The 18088-nt window shown below is 38.4% G+C and carries 10 protein-coding genes and 1 pseudogene; 4 read left to right on the forward strand and 7 right to left on the reverse strand.

What is annotated here, in order from left to right:
- Nucleotides 1-85 precede the first annotated feature (85 nt).
- From C9J45_RS19795 to C9J45_RS19825, 7 genes are read right to left on the reverse strand one after another with little or no spacing between them, the layout of a single operon-like run.
- Entirely contained in the window at nucleotides 86-2002 is a 1917-nt protein-coding gene (locus C9J45_RS19795; RefSeq protein ID WP_107292920.1) for an N-6 DNA methylase, read from the reverse strand.
- Nucleotides 1992-3806 (reverse strand): AAA family ATPase, encoded by a 1815-nt coding sequence (locus tag C9J45_RS19800; protein WP_107292921.1) that lies wholly within the window; start codon nucleotides 3804-3806, stop codon nucleotides 1992-1994. Before C9J45_RS19800 ends, C9J45_RS19795 begins: the two co-directional genes overlap by 11 nt.
- A complete protein-coding gene (locus C9J45_RS19805; protein ID WP_107292922.1) occupies nucleotides 3806-6787 on the reverse strand; it encodes a type I restriction endonuclease subunit R in 2982 nt (993 codons plus the stop codon). Before C9J45_RS19805 ends, C9J45_RS19800 begins: the two co-directional genes overlap by 1 nt.
- A gap of 2 nt (nucleotides 6788-6789) precedes the next feature.
- On the reverse strand, nucleotides 6790-8019 hold the full coding sequence (locus tag C9J45_RS19810; protein WP_107292923.1) for a restriction endonuclease subunit S: 1230 nt from the start codon (nucleotides 8017-8019) through the stop codon (nucleotides 6790-6792).
- Nucleotides 8019-9482 carry a class I SAM-dependent DNA methyltransferase gene (locus C9J45_RS19815; protein WP_107292924.1) on the reverse strand — a complete coding sequence of 488 codons (1464 nt, stop codon included), beginning with the start codon at nucleotides 9480-9482 and terminating at the stop codon, nucleotides 8019-8021. The genes C9J45_RS19810 and C9J45_RS19815 overlap by 1 nt, the downstream gene beginning before the upstream one ends.
- Nucleotides 9482-11242, reverse strand: a complete 1761-nt coding sequence (locus C9J45_RS19820) for a DUF262 domain-containing protein (protein ID WP_107292925.1) — start codon at nucleotides 11240-11242, stop codon at nucleotides 9482-9484. The genes C9J45_RS19815 and C9J45_RS19820 overlap by 1 nt, the downstream gene beginning before the upstream one ends.
- Nucleotides 11242-12720 (reverse strand): class I SAM-dependent DNA methyltransferase, encoded by a 1479-nt coding sequence (locus C9J45_RS19825; protein ID WP_107292926.1) that lies wholly within the window; start codon nucleotides 12718-12720, stop codon nucleotides 11242-11244. Before C9J45_RS19825 ends, C9J45_RS19820 begins: the two co-directional genes overlap by 1 nt.
- 393 nt (nucleotides 12721-13113) lie before the next feature.
- On the opposite strand from C9J45_RS19825, the pseudogene C9J45_RS19835 reads away from it, so the two are divergent.
- From C9J45_RS19835 to ahpF, 4 genes and pseudogenes are all read left to right on the forward strand, one after another.
- A pseudogene (locus C9J45_RS19835) lies at nucleotides 13114-13434 on the forward strand (JAB domain-containing protein); the annotation flags it as partial.
- 336 nt (nucleotides 13435-13770) lie between these two features.
- Entirely contained in the window at nucleotides 13771-15237 is a 1467-nt protein-coding gene (locus C9J45_RS19840) for a hypothetical protein (protein ID WP_107292928.1), read from the forward strand.
- A 425-nt stretch (nucleotides 15238-15662) separates the two neighbouring features.
- Nucleotides 15663-16220 carry an alkyl hydroperoxide reductase subunit C gene (gene ahpC, locus C9J45_RS19845; RefSeq protein WP_107207311.1) on the forward strand — a complete coding sequence of 186 codons (558 nt, stop codon included), beginning with the start codon at nucleotides 15663-15665 and terminating at the stop codon, nucleotides 16218-16220.
- A 252-nt stretch (nucleotides 16221-16472) separates the two neighbouring features.
- Nucleotides 16473-18053 carry an alkyl hydroperoxide reductase subunit F gene (ahpF, locus tag C9J45_RS19850; protein WP_107292929.1) on the forward strand — a complete coding sequence of 527 codons (1581 nt, stop codon included), beginning with the start codon at nucleotides 16473-16475 and terminating at the stop codon, nucleotides 18051-18053.
- The last annotated feature ends 35 nt before the right edge of the window (nucleotides 18054-18088 follow it).

The following is an 18088-nucleotide window of genomic DNA, read 5'->3' on the forward strand; positions in this document are numbered from 1 at the left end:
TGCTCGCTGGCTAGCATATCGAAGAGGCTGCCAAAGGCTGCTTATCGGTGACAGAGACCAAGCAACTACGTAATAGCTAAAGCTTCTATCCTTTAAGGACTTTTTCAGTAATTGACTCCGTAGAGATAGTTCCAAGGTCTTGGCTAAAATCGGCTAACAGGCTCTGTATCTTACTTTTACTTTCTTCAATAGAAGTAAACCAACCACTCAGTTCCCTTTGTTCTTTGATACTAGGTAGAGAAACCTCTACTTCATATAACTTATTGATAGAAATAAATTTCTGTGCAGTACCTGTTGCTAAATTGTTCAGGTCTAGACTTTTTAAAACATGAGCTAAGTAAGGTAGATAAACCCTAGTGGTATCTAACAGCTCCAAACTCATAGCATTACTAGTTAACCAATAAGGATCAGTTGGAACATGTATATTTCCGCAGTGTGCTCCTACCTTTCCAATTACGATTGAGTCTACAGGCCTGTTTGGCTCTATGTTAAATCCGATTACTCCGTTACCGCCGTATACCGGAAACTCTCCACTATCCATTACTTCTGATTTATTAAGTTTGTCTCCAGACCTAAGTTTACAAACATCTTTTAACTTAACCTGATGTATAAACTTAAACTCGATATTTTGAGACATAAAATCGAAGTGGTTTTCGATTGATGTTATCAAAGCAGACTGTTCACTTTTCAATGAAGTGATCATTTCCTGTTTGTCGAACTTCAAGCCCGCTTCTTTCTTTGGCAAAGAAAATGAAAGATTAAGCGTCTTATCTTGTAGTAAAGATTCCTTACTTATTAAACAAGAATGATCACTAACTTCTCTACGTTCGTACAACGACATAAAGTTCTCAAAATCAGAATCAGTAACGGAATTTAACTTACTTAAAGGTTTGTTCGTTCTTAATTCATAAAACCATATGTCTTTATCTGGCACGGCATTATCAAAAAACAAAACACTAACTTTAACTCCAGAGTATGGCGCTAACGTACCTATAGGGAGACTCAGAACGGTGTGCAGATTAAATTGCGTTAGCAGCTGTCGCTTTAGTTCATCTAGATGTGATGCATTACCGAATAAAATGCCATCTGGAATAATTATCGCAGCCCGTCCCCCTTTTGCCAGCTTGTCCATCGTATGCTTAAGAAACATCGCTTCAAGACTGCCACTATAACCGTGATAGTTATATTCATACTTAGTTAACTCGTTAACTTTTCCGAATGGCACTCCCGATATAACAAAATCGTATTGCTGACAATCTCTATCTAGTAATGAATTGGATATCGACACTCCACTAATGTCAATATCGTTCAAAAGTAAGTTCAACGTTCCTATCAAATGCGCAAATGGACTTAGATCATTACCAATAAAATTTAAATCATTAAAGTAGCTCTTATTCTTTACATGTTTGATTGCCTCAACAAAAAAACCACCTGTTCCCATAGCAGGATCGTAAACTGTAGTTAGTGGTTCAGGATTTAGAACATTGACCATTGCCTTAATCAACGGTCTTGGTGAATAATATGCACCTGATGAAGCAGAATCCTTAATCATACTAAGCAGTAGATAATCAAAATCGACTTCAATATCTTCAAATAAATCTATCTTTTCCAGTTTATGTATAACTAAATATAAGATTTTATTTGACCTTATTCTAAAAGGTATCTGCTCAAATATGTTTTCGATTTTTTTCCAGTTATGGCGAGAGAAAACGCTATGAGATATTTTATTTTCACTAAAAATAATATTAGTTTCAATCTGACTTAATCTGTCTCTTAAAGTATAAAAATCAATTACCGAACCATTCTGTGAAAAATTATCCAGTTCGAGAAATAAGCTCGGAAACGAACCAAGATGATTTTCATTTAGTAATTTTATTGAAGCCTCGTCGAGATATTTAATTAATAATAGCAGTGACAATTGTTCAACGGCATCAATAGCATTATTTATGCCGGTATCCTTTTTTAATATATCAATGATATTTATCAATCTATTATTGTTCATTAGTTTTCACCAAATATTTGTACATATCTACAATGTCTTCACTGATTTCTTCTTTAGGTATTCGATTAATAAACGTTTGCGTCTTATTAGCACAAAAACCAACCTCAACTTTGACATAAGGATCTACTAAATCTTTAACCAAGCTAGACTCAACTGATGCCAACTTACCGTTATATTTCCCATTAGTATCGTAATCACCCGGATTGCCTTCAGATAACCCTGTTTTTATACCCAGATCAAATATCTCATTAAGATCATCAACAGTGTTCGCAAGAGCTGTTGGACTAATCAGGTAGTGCTTAATTTCTCTTCTTTTCCAAGAAAGTAAATGAGACGTTAGTTTGTTCTTATTGAACTTCTTAATACCATTCTTTTGAACTAACAATTTGCATTTTTCAGTACCAATATTATTCAGGAGATACTCATCCCTATCACATATTAGATATACGTTCTTTGTATTATGTAAATGACCTTCCAAATAGCATACAAAATTATCAAGCCTTTTTATTTTTGCAGAACCAAATTCTTGAGCGTCTTTTTCAAAACCAGATTCTTGTTTTATAACTACGAACTTATTAAGAAAAGAGCTCATTTGGGTTACCTCTTCATCTGTGTCAGCTAGCTTTCTTATAGCTAGTTGCTTAAAAATAACCCAATCATCTTCATCATCCATAAAAACAATATTTTCTGCGAACGACATCGCTTTAAGTTGTGTATTATTAATTTCTGATAATTCTGTAAGTCGAGATGCAAGGTAGCTTATTTTTTCTCCAGATTTTATTTCACCTTTATCAATAACCTTAAGCTTATCTATGCCAGATTTAGAAATTGAATCTATTAAGTGGGTCGTGGTGAGAGCTCTACCACTTATCCTATTGAATGTGGTCCATAGATGTTCAATATTTTTGTAATGGAGATGAGAATCTGCTTCATCAAACAAAAATAGAGTATTTTCTCTGTCAAAAAGATCAATTAATGCATATAGGAAAAGCAGTTGGTATTCACCATCGCTCAAATCCTCTAAGCGTATTGGCTTACTGTCTTCGCCTGAAGAACCATTCACTTTTAAAAATTCAAGGTTGAAACTTTTTTTAACTACAAAGTAATCGTTATCAGCAGCTTGTGTAAAAAACATGATTTTTGAATCAAAAGAGGTATGCTCATCGGTCTCGAAAGATACATTGGATAACTCACTTTGAGACAACTTGATCGTTTTAAGATCTAAAGATTGACTAAAATCGTAACTTTCATCCACTAAAGTATTAATAAAGTTGCTTAGAGTTAGATGATAAGCCTTGTTGGTCATAACATCGCTGTTGCCTTGAGCTTCTTCTTTTTGTGCTTGTTTTACTAAGCTCACATATGCTTTATCAACTTTAATATCAAAAGAAATTTTTGTTGAACTGTCTTCTTCCAATTCGTTTTCAACAACATAGTTATTGCGACATAAGAATTTGCGAACCAAACCGTTTTGGTTACCAGTAGTAGATAAAAATATTAGTAGCTTCGCCAGCGACTTGTCATAGTAAAAACAATCTAGGTTTAGTGCCCTTTTATCTTTACGCTCATTATTTAAGTAATGAGCAAAACGTTCAGAGTAGCTTTCATTTTGACCAGACGAAAAACACACTACCTTAAACTCTTCGTATAGTGTGCCCTTTAATTTTTCATCAAAAATAGACTTTAATATCGTTGACTTCCCGGAGCCATTCCCACCTATGAATGTAGCGATTTTATCAAACTCAAGCTGCTGTGAATGACCATAAAGAACATTCGGTGGTAGAGGTAATGAAGCAGTTGCCATCAATAATATTCCTTGATGTATCCGTAGGCTCTATCAAATAGAGCTTGATCTGTGTGCAATTTATATTTTAGTAATGCTTTACGCAGTGATTTTTGAACCTCACGTTCCCCGCCAGTGGTGTTTTGCCAGCCTGGGAATCGGACGATACGCACAATAGCATCGATGTCGGTAACAATACGCTCGACGACTGCTGGTGTCTGATCATCTTTAAGTTCTAAGAAAAGATCGGTTAAAGCCGCTTGAGGTGTTTTCTCTTGACGTTCATCATCCAAGTCTTTCTCTGCTTGTACGGTTTCTTTCGCTATCTTACAAAGCTCTTTTACGAAGTCGATTGAGGCAATTAGCCCCTTCTCTGCCTTATCACGTAACTCTTCTAAACGTTCACTCAAAGATTTGAATACTGGTAGATCACCACGGTCTTTGAAACGCTTTGCTAACTCTTTTTCAAGTTGTTTTGTTTTACGGGGATCGGGATTGTTGAAGATATTCTCAATAACATCAGCATCGAGAACAAATTCTTCCAAGTTGTGAACATTACCAACATGTACATTGTCGTGTATCAGTTGCGTTGTCTGAGCGCCAAGAGCTAACCACAACAGTTTACCAATATTGTCTGAGGCTGGTTTTACTGACTCATAGACCTGAGCAAGCCACTTATAATCTTCATTATATTCATCGAGAACACTATCAGGTGAAAGCGATTCCCAAAGCTTGGCAAGGTACTTAAAGTCCAATGCGAAAGCATCTTTCTTATCATTATCACCAATGGCGTTTTGCGCTGCTTCTAACCCCTCGAAACCTTCTAAGCTTCTATCTACACCAATAAAGTGCGCTAAGGTATCTTGCATCGCTTGAGGAAGTTTTACTCGCAACTCACTTAGGTTAGAGATAACTTGCTGAACACTTTCTTCATCAAACTCTAGCGCTTTTGCTGCATCGTCAAACACCCCAAAATAATCAACAATACAGCCGAAGGTTTTATTTGGATATAAACGGTTGGTACGACAAATTGCCTGTAACAACGTGTGATCCTTGATAGATTTATCAAGGTACATGGTTTGACAAATAGGCGCATCAAAGCCAGTAAGTAGCTTGGCGGTCACAATCAAGAATTTTAGTTCTGATTTGGCGTCGTTAAACTCATCAACGATCTTTTCTTGTTGGCTTTTGTCTACGGCCCACTTTTGCTTAAACTCAAAATCATCGTTAGCGCTAGTAGATATGACGACTTTACTGGCAGACTCTGGGAAATGCTTATCAAGCTCTTCTTTATACTGAACACACGCATAACGGTCAGGGGTGACTATCATGGCTTTAAAACCATGCGGCTCCACTTTATCCATAAAGTGAATAGCAATGTCTTCGACAATCTTTTCGACCCGCTCTGGTGATTTTAAGAATGCAGACATCTTGGCTGACTTTTGATTAAGCGCATCGGCTTCTTCATCGCTAAGCGCTGCACTTTCTTTAAAGTCTTTAAATGCCTTGTCTAACGCTTCCTTGTCTACATGAACATCAACTAAACGTGGTTCAAAATGCAATGGTAATGTTGCTTCGTCACGAATAGAGTCATGAAAAGTATAACGCGACATGTAGCCACCTTTGTCTTCTTCCGCACCAAATGCCCAGAACGTGTTTTTATCTGCTTTGTTTACTGGTGTACCAGTTAAACCAAATAGAAAAGCATTGGGTAAGGCTGCGCGCATTTGACGGCCTAAATCACCTTCTTGAGTACGGTGGGCTTCATCCACCAGCACGATAATATTTTCACGGGTATTCATGTTGGGTTTAGCATCACGGAACTTGTGGATCATCGAGATAATGATCTTACGTGTATCACGCTCAAGCATTCGCTGTAGTTCTTTAATGCTATCGGTTGATTCCACATTCGCGACATCTGCAGCATTAAAGATGCCACTGATTTGGGTATCTAAATCGGTTCTATCAACCAGCACAATAACTGTTGGGCTTTTAAGTTGTGCGGTACGGCGAAGTTTTTGTGCAGCAAACACCATTAGCAAAGACTTGCCTGAACCTTGAAAATGCCAAATAAGGCCTTTCTTGATCTTGCCTTCAATGACTCGCTCAACAATTTTATTGGCGCCTTCATATTGCTGGAAGCGTGGGATAACCTTTATACGCTGTTTCTTTTTGTTGGTGGTGAACAAGGAGAAGTTGCGCATGATATCAAGTAAGCGAACTGGGCTTAATAAATCCGTTAGCTCTTTACCAATCTCGGTTAACCCAAGAGCTTTTGATACTTGGCCGATACATTTTGAATTATCGTCCTCTTCAGTGCGCCACGGGGCCCAGAATTCTAATGGACAGCGGATTGCGCCATAGAACAGCTCTTTGCCTTCAGTAGCAAAAGATAAAATGTTAGGTACAAATAACTGAGGTACGGCGTTTTCGTAAATATTGTGAACTTCATGAGCGCCATCTAACCAACTTACCGATGGACGAATAGGCGTTTTTGCTTCACCCACCACAACAGGTATACCGTTAATCATTAACACCACGTCAGGTATTTTGGTTTCTCGGTAATGAATACGGAACTGATTAGTCACCACGTAGTTATTACGAGTTAAGTCTTCTAAATCGATTAACTTTACTGGCACATGACGATTATTTTCGCCAAATGGCATAGTTTTTTCGCCTGTCATCCAGGCGAAAAACTCTTCGTTGGCTTTTACTAAGCCAATTTGATTTACCGAAATTAAGATAGCGCGGAGTTTGTGAATCACTTCATCAGCAAGGTTAGGGTTTGCTTCAATCTCAGGGTTAAGACGCATTAATGCTTTAACTAATTCAGATTCAACTAAAACCTCATTAACACCACGTTCTAATTGCTCAGAAGATTGATAATGCCATTGCAATGCATAGTCAGAAGCAAACTCAGATATATGATCTTCATTTAGATTTACGCCGCTTACTTGATGAATGATGTAGTGCTCAACACTATTTAACTCGGTAAACCCCATATCTAAAACACCTTATTTATTAAACTATTCTGCAGCTTCTGAGAATTCTCCAAATGGGCTTTATGCTTTTCATTCGCTACATCTATCTTTTTCAATTCATTTAATATCTTAAGAACAGTTGCTTGATCAGGAACAGGAACTTTTATGTTCAAGAAATCATCTATAGCAACGTTTAATAGCCCATGATTCCGAGCCCCTTCTTTCGCTACAGCTAATATTTGCTGATTAATAAACCCAGATTCAAATAGATATTCATAAAAAACTGTTAGATATGGACTACACTTCGACTTCAAACAAATATAAAGTGGTGAAACAACTCCTTGCTTATAGTTTTTCAATCTCTTAATTGCTCCAGCGGGATAACCATCTGAATAGCTCTTGTTATATGCAAAGTCGCCTTCATTTAACAAGAAATAATTTGACAAATCTTTGCTCGCAACGCTTTTGTTAAAATATTCTTCTTGATTGACAAGGCCATCTTTTGCAGAAATCGTTAAGACATTACATGAAACATTCCTCTTATTCCGCAAAGACAACTTATCAAATAGTTCATGAAGAGGTTTTACCTCCCATAAACTAGGGATTGGTTGCATATTTTTATGCTTAATCTTGGCACCATATTCTTCCCCAAGTAAAAGTTGCTTTGACTTTACTATTGAGTAGGTTTTCAATAGTTCAGAAATCTTATTTTCACCACATCGAACCGAGTCTAAACATTCAAACAATGTAACTAACTTAACTTGTATATCTTTAGGTGGAAGCAAAAATTCTTGTAACTTCAACGTTCCCCAATTAATAGTTGGAGATAAAGACCCCACGGAGATATCTATTGCTTTATGCATAAAACTATTTGAATGCATAAAAAATGGAAAAAGCTCTGGTAAAATTATTTCTGGGTTTGCTCTCAAGACTAACGCATGAGCAGAACAAAACCCGTCTGTTTCGGCAACACCCGCTTTCCTTAAATAAGCTCTTCTTCTCCCAAATATAATATCACCCTTATAAAATTTAAGCTTCTGTCCATTCACATCATTAGGAGTACCATGTCGCTTAATATGAATAGTATTAGAATCAAGGTGTTCTAAACCAACGTATACTTCTAGATCTGTATTGTTAGGGTCTACTCTTTCGGAAATATTTTTTGCTATTTCATCAAATCGATAACTCTTCCAATTAGACTTATCCAAACTATCAATAAAAAATGCGTCACGATTAACTTCACTTGTTAACATCAAACTAACCCCTGTAGAGTTTCATTTATAGCTAAGTTAAATTCTTTGCTACTATCTACCCATTGAGAATATGCATCTTCAACTTTTATTTTGGCATCACTACTAGATACATTACTAATGTATTGAGCTATATTTAGACTTGCATTTTTGCTAAGAATTTCATCAACATTAACGACCTTGCTAAACCCTTCAATATCAGAATGATTTTTATAAGCCGTTAAAATTTTAATAATATTATTATCATTTAAAAGTGTAGAAGTCCTCTCATGGGAAACTTCTTTAACTGCATTAACAAATAAAACATTTCCTTTTTTATAAGTATCTTTATTTGTCTTTGTGATCAATAGACAAGCTTCCATAGGTGAATTGTAAAACAAATTTGGACCAAGTCCGATAACACATTCAACCTGATCCTGTTCAATCATTTTTCTGCGCATTGCTGTTTCAGCATCACGAAATAAAATGCCATGAGGCCAGAGTGAAATAGAACGACCATTACCTAAATCAAGGCTCTTTTGAATATGTTGCTGAAACGCATAATCAGCACAACCTTGCGGTGGTGTGCCCCATACATTTCGGCCATAGGGATCACTTTCAAAAGATTTACGATCCCAAGATTTAATGGAATATGGTGGGTTAGCAAGAATAACATTGAATTTTTTCAGCTCGTCATTTTCAAGCAAGCCTGGATTACTCAAAGTATTGCCACGGACAATATCGAACTCTTCAATGCCATGCATAAACATGTTCATACGAGCAATTGCCGAAGTCAGGAGGTTAATCTCTTGCCCATACAGTTTAAGGTTGCGGTACTCTTTGCCCTCTTCCTTTAAATGCAATGCACAATTCAGAAGTAAGCCACCAGAGCCACAAGTAGGGTCGTAAACTGACTCGCCCGGTTGTGGGTCCATGATCAAGGTCATCAACTTAACTACGGTACGGTTGGTGTAGAACTCTGCCGCGGTATGACCGCTATCATCAGCAAACTTCTTAATCATGTACTCGTAGGAATTACCTAACTTGTCATCTGGCACATTTTTAAGGTTCAATTTTTGTTCTGAGTAGTGCTCGATAAGCTCGGTTAGCATGGCATCTGAAAGACGCTCTTTGTTGGTCCAACTGGCATCACCAAAGATACCTTCTAAGGTGTCGGGGTTAGCCTTCTCAATCGCACGCATAGCATTTTGTAGCGCTAGACCAATGTTGGTGGTGGTTTCACGTACATCGTTCCAGTGAGCACCTTTTGGCACTTGAAAATGATGGTTTTCAGCAAAGGCGGCGTATTCTAAATCACCATCACTTTCCGCTAGCGCATTTTCGAATTCTTCATCGTATACATCACATATACGTTTAAAGAACATCAATGGAAAAATGTATTGTTTATAATCACCCGCATCAATGGTGCCACGTAATGTGGTCGCTGCGCCCCAAAGGTATTTTTCTAATTCTTGTTGGGTCATCATTATTCGGTTAACTCCGCTGCTTCATTGTGTAAAACAACATCAAATATTTGGTGTAACTGCTTTCGTAATAACTGCTTTCTGGTTTCGAAAAATTGCTCAAAATCTTCTAATTTGAGTGATTGCTCTGCTGGTATATAGTTTCGCTGACGATAATATTGCTCATCGGTTTCACTCACTACGACCCAGTTTTCAAGTGGCATTGCATTCTTATTACCAGAATTTTCTTGCCCTTCAAGTAACTGAAGGTTTGGGAGTTGATCTCTTAAGTTTTGCCAATGACTAATCTCTTCTGGAGTCAGTCCCAATGCACTCAGAGCAGACGTTTTAAATCCGCTGTGAGGATGCATATGATCTTGATGGAAACTAATTTGGTCTAGCTGTAAATCAGGGTACAAAACAGATAGAAGCGAAAAACAGAAGCTACCTTTTTTGTATTCTAAAAAGTCTTCAATATCATCACTATCAATGCTGAGTCTCTTTCCACCTGCAAGTTTTGTATGCTGGTAACTAGAGAATGAAAAGCAACTCTCTTTTAAGGGAAATCCTTCAGTATTTCGATCTCTAAGACCATCACGTAATCCACTCAAAGCAGAGTCAGCCTGTCCACTATAAACCTGTTTAAGTAGACTATTAACTACCAGCTTACGTAGTTCAACTTTTGACTCTTTATCTACTTTTCCCCCCTTATATAGATAGTAAGCAATGGGGGTTGCAGCATAATTGGATGATAGTCTGGTTTTATTGAAACCAAACTCACGAAGCATCGAAGACGTTTGCGTTAATGCCTTAACTATTGCTTCCCAATTATCACGAATTTTTGCGATATTATTTTTATCGAAAGTTTGTACTTTGAAGCTCATTGGCGCATCAACGAGGAATAAGCAAGTACGCATCAAAAAGTCTGTATTGAAATTGAACAGGCTGTCTTCGCCATTCATGCTCTCAATAAGCTGTTCGATTTGCTCTCTACCATCTTCCCAGTGTGCCACCAACGTTGAAAACAGAAGATCAGACTTTGATAATATTGTGCCACCACTGTTTACACGGACAAAAATATCAAGGATCTCATCAAGGTCTTTATCAACAATTTTAAAGTAATTGATTAACTCATCTTGGTTTAATTTTTTCGCTAACAAGAACAGCTTTTTCCTCGCTACACGGCCATTGCGCTTAAGCAGATCTGCATCAGCTGGCGCATTTATTTCAAGCTCTTCGAGTATATCTTGAGGGTCTACATCTTTAGCTTGTTTTAGTATGTCTCTTACTAGGTAAAAATAGTTAGCATCATCCTTGATTAACGCATCCTTTTGTTCTAAAAACTTAAAATCATATGTTTGTTCATCCCCAAACAAATTTAAATACAATTGGCGTTCAGGGTAAGCATTATTGGTAGCCTTCTTCGCGTATTTTCTCTTTGAGCAATAAACGCCCTGTAAAGCAATATACAGAGAGCTAATTCGTTGTTGGCCATCAAGAACACCACGTACTTCTTGAGTAAAGTCTTTACGAACTAACTCATTCTTTGAGTCACGCTCATGGTAGTTTTTTAGAAACTCATAGAAGGTATATTGATCGGCTTTTTCAGCAGCTAAATCCCAAAAAAGGACAGTTCCGATTGGATAATCACGCATGATCGAGTCAAACAGATTACATATCTTTTCTTCACCCCAAACGAACTTACGCTGAATGGCAGGTAGATAGTATTTATTATCGCTGATGTCAGTGATTAATTGCTTAATCGATAAGCTTGAGTAAGCCATCACAAGAATCCTTTTAGTACTTTCTTGAATTTCTCTTCAGCTTCAAGGCTTGCTTGCCATGCTTGCTTCAAATCAGCCATAGCTTCTTCAACTGATGGTAGGTTATCTTCAATGACCTTTTCTACATACAGCGGAATGTTGAGGTTATAGTCGTTTTCAGCAAGTTCATCCATAGAAGCAACTTTGACGTAGTTCTCTACATCTTGATAATTGTGGTACCAATCGTAAATCTGCTGAACATGATTAGGCTCAAGGAAGTTTTGTGCTCGACCGACTCTAATTTGATCTGATGCATCAATAAACATCACCTTGCCTTTCTTATCGACTGGTTTGTTTTGTTTAAACACCATGACACAGGCAGCAAGCTGGGTACCATAAAACACGTTAGGACCTAAGCCTATCACTGCTTCTAACATGTCTTGCTCTAACAATTGCTTACGAATTTTACCTTCGGCTGCTTTTCTAAACAGAGCCCCATGAGGAAGTACAACTGTCATACGGCCAGTGCTATTCATAGACTTAACCATATGCTGCACCCAAGCCATATCACCATTACCTTTAGGAGGCACGCCAGCAATATTTCGACCATAAGGATCGTTAGCCCAGCTTTCTGAGCCCCAGTCTTTCAAAGAGAACGGCGGATTAGCAATCACACAATCAAAAGTCTTAAGGCCGTCAGCTTCAAAGAATGCAGGGTGACGTAAGGTGTCACCACGTAAGATTTCAAAGTCCTCAATGCCATGAAGGAACATGTTCATTCGAGCTATTGAACTAGAGGTTAGGTTTTTCTCTTGTCCAAATAGCTTTAGGGTACGGTAATCTTCTTTGTTGTCTTTTAGATGATCGACACACTCAAGCAACATACCGCCAGTACCACAAGCAGGGTCATAGATGGTTTCGCCTTCATGCGGGTCTAAAATCATACCTAGTAAATGAACTACTGAACGAGGTGTATAGAATTCCCCCGCTTTCTTATTAGTTAAATCAGCAAAGTGCTTAATTAAGTACTCGTAGGCATTGCCAAGCATGTCTGGTTCTACATTCTGATTACCCAATGTATACTGCGAGAAGTGCTCTACCAAGTTGATAAGTAATTCATCTGAAAGCTTATTTTTGTTACTCCACTGGGCATCACCGAAAATACCATATAGGTACTCCTGATTAGCTTGCTCAATACCACGAAGAGCGTCTTCTATCGTAATACCTACACTTGTGGTCGTTTCTCGCACATCACGCCAGTGGCAGCCTTCTGGGATCTCAAAACGGTGCATTTCTGGCATAGATGCATATTCTTCATCACCATCAGACTCTTCTAAAGCTACACGGTATTCTTCATCATAAACGTCTGAAATACGCTTAAAGAACAGTAGCGGGAAAATATATACTTTAAAATCAGAAGCATCGACAGGACCTTTTAAGATCCACGCCGCTTTTGATAAATACTGCTCTAATTGTGAGAGCGTTAGTTTGTCGATCATTTCTTACTCTCTTTTATCCAAGTTTCAAGATTTTTACATTTAAACCGCCATGAACCACCAACTTTAAATAAGCGGCGACCACTTCCAAAGTTAATATTTAATCAACCTTTCAGGGTATTATCTCAGTTGTTCTTATCTATCAAATTTAATGGGGAGAGAATAAGAGAAAATAGCGGAATGAACAATGATCTAAGCCTAATTATGCAATCAATTGTTCTTTAAAGAATCAGACTTTCTGTCTTAATAAATACCCGTGGCTATATGGAATTTTTAGCTTCGTTCTTAATCTCTTTTCATCAACAGCTTATCACTCCCTGATTAACCTAGAACCCAAAAAATCTTAGATATATTTCATCTTGTGTAGAAGCCCATTTACTATATGGAATTAAAGCTATGCACAAACAAAACGACTATGTTGTTCATACTCCAATGACAGCAAACCAAGTATTAGAAAAAGCCGCAGAGATTGTTGCTACTCGATATTTACGTGGTGATGTATTTACCAACCCACAGGCGACGAAAGAGTTCCTACAATACAAAATGGCAAGCTATGAACGTGAGGTGTTTGCAGTATTATTGCTAGATAACCAACATCGGCTAATTGAGTACAAAGAGTTGTTCTTTGGCACCATTAATGCTGCAAGTGTATATCCAAGGGAAGTAGTAAAAGTGGCATTTAACTGCAATGCTGCTGCGGTGATCTTTGCTCATAACCTTTCTTTTTTCCACCAGCATTAAAATGAGACATAAACAATACACTTATCCGTGATTCCTCACTGCGACCTAATAAGCCGACTACTGATAATTCAGCAACAACAGAATCCACAATAATTAGGGTGATAGAATATATGCCCTACTTATGCCCATCCCCACCGACGATATAGCTTTTAATTTGAAGACGAACACATAACCAATACAAAAAAGTTACCTGTAATACAATTCCAATTAATAGCATTATATCTCTCCCCTTTATGCGACATAAAATGCGGCCTCGCTGATTACCTCACACATAAAACTTATCTAAAAAATATTTTCATTAAGGGATAAACATTGAAAGTATCAACTCTTGCTCTTGCGATATTATCAACGCTACTGCTATCTGCCTGTGGAGGAGGAGGTGGTGGCTCTGATTCAGATAACACAACTACGGCCCCAACTCGTAGTATTCAAGGTAAAGCCATTGATGGTTATGTCAAAGGTGCCACTGTCGGTTTAGATTTAAACTTTAACGGTAAATTGGATGCAGGAGAACCAACCACAATCACAGGCGACAATGGTGCGTATATTTTAGATATCAAATCAAATAGCGATGCTTCTTGTGCTGACTATGTACCCACGATTGTTGATGTTCCTGTTGGTGCTATCGATGAAGACCTTGGTGTTGTCGAAACGGCATATACCATGACAATCGCGCCCGCGATATTCATACCTAGTGACAAGGATATTCGTGATATCACGCCGCTAACAACGATACTTTGGGATAATATTCAACGAGATCTCGAAACCAGTAATCTAGGAATGCTTAGCTGCTCAACTATTCAAGATCAATCTGAAACTCGCGAGCGTATCAGTGGGATGTTGAAAGAGCAGGAGTACCGTTTACAGCTTCGCTTCAACGTACCTGTAAAAGAGCTATACAGTGATTTCATTGCATCCGGTAATACAGAGTTAGCTTCTAGCGCTGCTAACCTTGTAAAGGGAATGCAGTTATCTTATGAAGAAACACGTGTAATGTTACAAGATCCAAATGTGGTATATGCAGACGTTGAGTATATGCAAGGGCATTGGAACCACATGATGGAAGACGAAACTAACTCTACTCATTGGCATCGTGTAACAAGAGTCCAATACAAAGACAAATCAACCACCGCACGTATCGAACGCATGTCAGATGACTTAACCACTGTAGTTAAAACAATGGAAGATTCAATGAAGCGCGAACGGACTGAACGCGGCCTTACATTGCTTGAAAACTTTGCGATTGAACCTGACGGCTGTAACTCTGTGATTGAAGTGGTACAAGCATCGACTGATGGCTACGGTTTACGTAACCAACATCATGCTGCTGACATTACCTCTTTGCAGGACTGCCAAGATGTAACGAACTCGACGTCGTTAACCGCTCAAACTATTTTAACTTTCCGTACGAATGGCCTAGAGCACATCGGAAAAATAGACGAAGGTGGGCAATTTAGGTTCGATGAGAAAGATATATATACCAATCGCGATTTGGCGTTAGATTTTGAAACAATGTCCCCTGAGGACTTAGATCAATACAACTACATTTCTCAAGACTTTACCGATTCATTTACACACAACTCAACATCGGCACTACGTAACCAAGCAACCAATCTAGAAGATCGTTACATCTGGATTGACCGCGATCTCACTCAAGGACTATGGAGTAAGATAATTCAATTTAAATCAGGAATTTACGAAAACTATTGTTCTGACGATGGCACTACGTGGACGCCAACAGATGTTATAAGTAAATGCATGAATAGCTCTGTAGAATAAACAATAAAAACAGATAATTATTTCATAAGATCAACGTGAACTAATTACAAACATTTAAAAGGCGACTTCTTAGGAAGTGGCCTTTTTTGTATCTGATTTTGTCATTTCTTTTCTATTTTCTTAACGCAAAGAGCATCGAAATATTGAACGCCTGAGTGTTAAAGATCCTGACTGCCATTACCCTTTTATTTCAATAACAGAGCCAGATCTCGTCCCTCCTAAACTAAACCTATTCTTTATCTTCTCGCGTTAGCCTCGATCTAAACATCTGTTTAAAAATAATCGTTCAACCTAATAGGTTTAAGCTATTGAATGTATCGGCTATAACGATTTCCTAAATTTTGCTGTTTTAACAATAATGGCTTCAGAGATTTGATTTGCACTACAGCATAAAAACTTAAAATTATAGTTAAAAGGATTCCATCATGATCAACACTGAAATCAAGCCATTTAGCGCAACAGCTTACAAAGAAGGCAAATTCGTAGAAATCACTGAGAAAGACGTTTTAGGTAAGTGGGCGGTATTCTTCTTCTACCCTGCTGACTTTACTTTTGTATGTCCAACTGAGCTCGGCGATCTAGCTGACCATTACGCAGAGCTTCAAGAGCGCGGCGTTGAAGTATTCTCTGTCTCTACAGATACTCACTTCACTCACAAAGCATGGCACGACAGCTCTGACACTATCGGTAAAATCAACTACTACATGGTAGGCGACCAAACGGGTAATATCACAAATAACTTCAATGTTATGCGTGAAGGTCAAGGTCTTGCAGACCGCGCAACTTTCCTAATCGATCCACAAGGTGTTATCCAAGCAATGGAAATCACTGCTGAAGGTATCGGTCGTGAAGCTGATGATCTAATGCGTAAAGTGAAAGCAGCACAATATGTTGCAGCACACCCAGGTGAAGTTTGCCCTGCAAAATGGAAAGAAGGCGAAGCAACACTTACTCCTTCTCTAGACCTAGTAGGTAAGATCTAATCTTCTTTACCTTTGATAATAATGAGTGATTTTATTCTCTATATAGATTCACTTATTACTTATCCTACTTTTAAATAATTCACTTATTTAAAAGTAATAAGGCATCAAGCATAAACGTCATGTTTGGTGCCTTATTCATTCAAATACCTTCAAACATATTTAAGCCTTTTTATATAGGCGATATGTCGTATAACAGTAGATCCGCATTCTTTATCTGCTGTTAAGCCGTAAATAAATTAAAAAGGCGAGATTATGTTAGAACAAAGCATGAAGCAGCAATTAAAAGCGTATTTAGAAAATTTAAAAACAGATATCCAACTGGTATTAAGTTTAGATGATAGTGACACTGCACAAAAACTGCATGAGCTTGCTCACGAGATCGCAGAACTAAACGATAAAGTGAGTGTTATTGAAGATAATAATGCCAGTGTACGTAAGCCTGTAATGCAAGTGGTTAACCCAACCAAACAGACCTCAATGAGCTTTGCCGGTCTTCCAATGGGACACGAATTTACTTCATTGGTATTGGCGCTATTACACAGTGGTGGTCACCCAATGAAACTAGAGCAAGCGGTTATCGACCAAATCGCAGCTTTAGATCAAGATATTGTTGTTGAAACCTTTATTTCATTATCTTGCCAGAACTGTCCTGATGTTGTGCAAGCGTTCAACATGATGGCAGCGATTAACCCACGTATTAAAGCAACCATGATTGATGGCGCAGCTTTCCAAGACGAAGTCACTGAACGTAATATCATGGCAGTACCGACTGTTTATGTGAACGGTGAAGTCTTTGGTCAAGGCCGTATGTCGCTTACTGAAATTTTAAATAAGTTAGACACGGGCGCTGCTAAAAAAGTAGCGGCAAGCCTAAACGAAAAAGCCCCATTTGATGTATTAGTTGTCGGTGGTGGCCCAGCGGGTGCATCTGCTGCAATCTACGCGGCACGAAAAGGCATCCGTACTGGTGTTGTTGCTGAGCGCTTCGGCGGTCAGGTAATGGATACCATGTCTATCGAGAACTTTATTTCTGTTAAAGAAACCCAAGGCCCTCGTTTAGCGGCAAGCCTTGAAGAGCACGTAAAACAATACAACGTTGATATTATGAGCGAGCAGCGTGTTAATAACATTGTTGAAGCTGCTGATACTGAAGATGGTTATACGCACGTTTATCTAGAAAGCGGCGCAATGTTAAAGGCACGTAGCGTGATCATCAGTACTGGCGCTCGCTGGCGTGAAATGAACGTTCCTGGTGAACAAGAGTATCGCAATAAAGGTGTGGCTTACTGTCCTCACTGTGACGGTCCATTATTCAAAGGCAAGCGCACAGCCGTTATCGGTGGTGGTAACTCAGGTATTGAAGCGGCGATTGATCTTGCGGGTATTGTTGAACATGTGACTGTGCTTGAATTTGCTGACACATTACGTGCTGACCAAGTGTTGATCAATAAAGCAGAAAGTATGCCTAACATCGACATTATTAAAATGGCACAAACGACAGAAGTGGTTGGCGATGGTACTCGCGTTACAGGTATCAGCTACAAAGATCGTAACACGGATGAAATCAAACACATCGAACTTGCCGGTATTTTTGTTCAGATTGGTTTAGTGCCAAACACTGAGTGGCTAAAAGAATCCGCCGTTGCATTAACACCACGTGGTGAGATTGAAATTGGTGCTCACGGTAATACTAACGTTAACGGTATTTTTGCAGCCGGTGATGTTACAACAGTTCCTTACAAACAAATTATTATTGCAATGGGTGAAGGTGCTAAAGCAAGTCTAGGGGCATTTGATTACTTAATTCGCACCCCTGCACCCAATAATAAATAGTATAACTATTAATTTTTAAGGCCGACTCGAAAGAG

This window comes from Photobacterium sp. GB-1, from assembly GCF_003026165.1.
GTDB lineage: Bacteria > Pseudomonadota > Gammaproteobacteria > Enterobacterales > Vibrionaceae > Photobacterium.

What these genes read in the sequence shown, in the direction of transcription:
- C9J45_RS19810 (WP_107292923.1), bottom strand. Translation starts at nt 8,019, where the DNA reads ATGTTAACAAGTGAAGTTAATCGTGACGCATTTTTTATTGATAGTTTG.
- C9J45_RS19795 (WP_107292920.1), bottom strand. Translation starts at nt 2,002, where the DNA reads ATGAACAATAATAGATTGATAAATATCATTGATATATTAAAAAAGGAT.
- ahpF (WP_107292929.1), top strand. Translation starts at nt 16,473, where the DNA reads ATGTTAGAACAAAGCATGAAGCAGCAATTAAAAGCGTATTTAGAAAAT.
- C9J45_RS19820 (WP_107292925.1), bottom strand. Translation starts at nt 11,242, where the DNA reads ATGGCTTACTCAAGCTTATCGATTAAGCAATTAATCACTGACATCAGC.
- C9J45_RS19825 (WP_107292926.1), bottom strand. Translation starts at nt 12,720, where the DNA reads ATGATCGACAAACTAACGCTCTCACAATTAGAGCAGTATTTATCAAAA.
- C9J45_RS19800 (WP_107292921.1), bottom strand. Translation starts at nt 3,806, where the DNA reads ATGGCAACTGCTTCATTACCTCTACCACCGAATGTTCTTTATGGTCAT.
- ahpC (WP_107207311.1), top strand. Translation starts at nt 15,663, where the DNA reads ATGATCAACACTGAAATCAAGCCATTTAGCGCAACAGCTTACAAAGAA.
- C9J45_RS19805 (WP_107292922.1), bottom strand. Translation starts at nt 6,787, where the DNA reads ATGGGGTTTACCGAGTTAAATAGTGTTGAGCACTACATCATTCATCAA.
- C9J45_RS19815 (WP_107292924.1), bottom strand. Translation starts at nt 9,482, where the DNA reads ATGATGACCCAACAAGAATTAGAAAAATACCTTTGGGGCGCAGCGACC.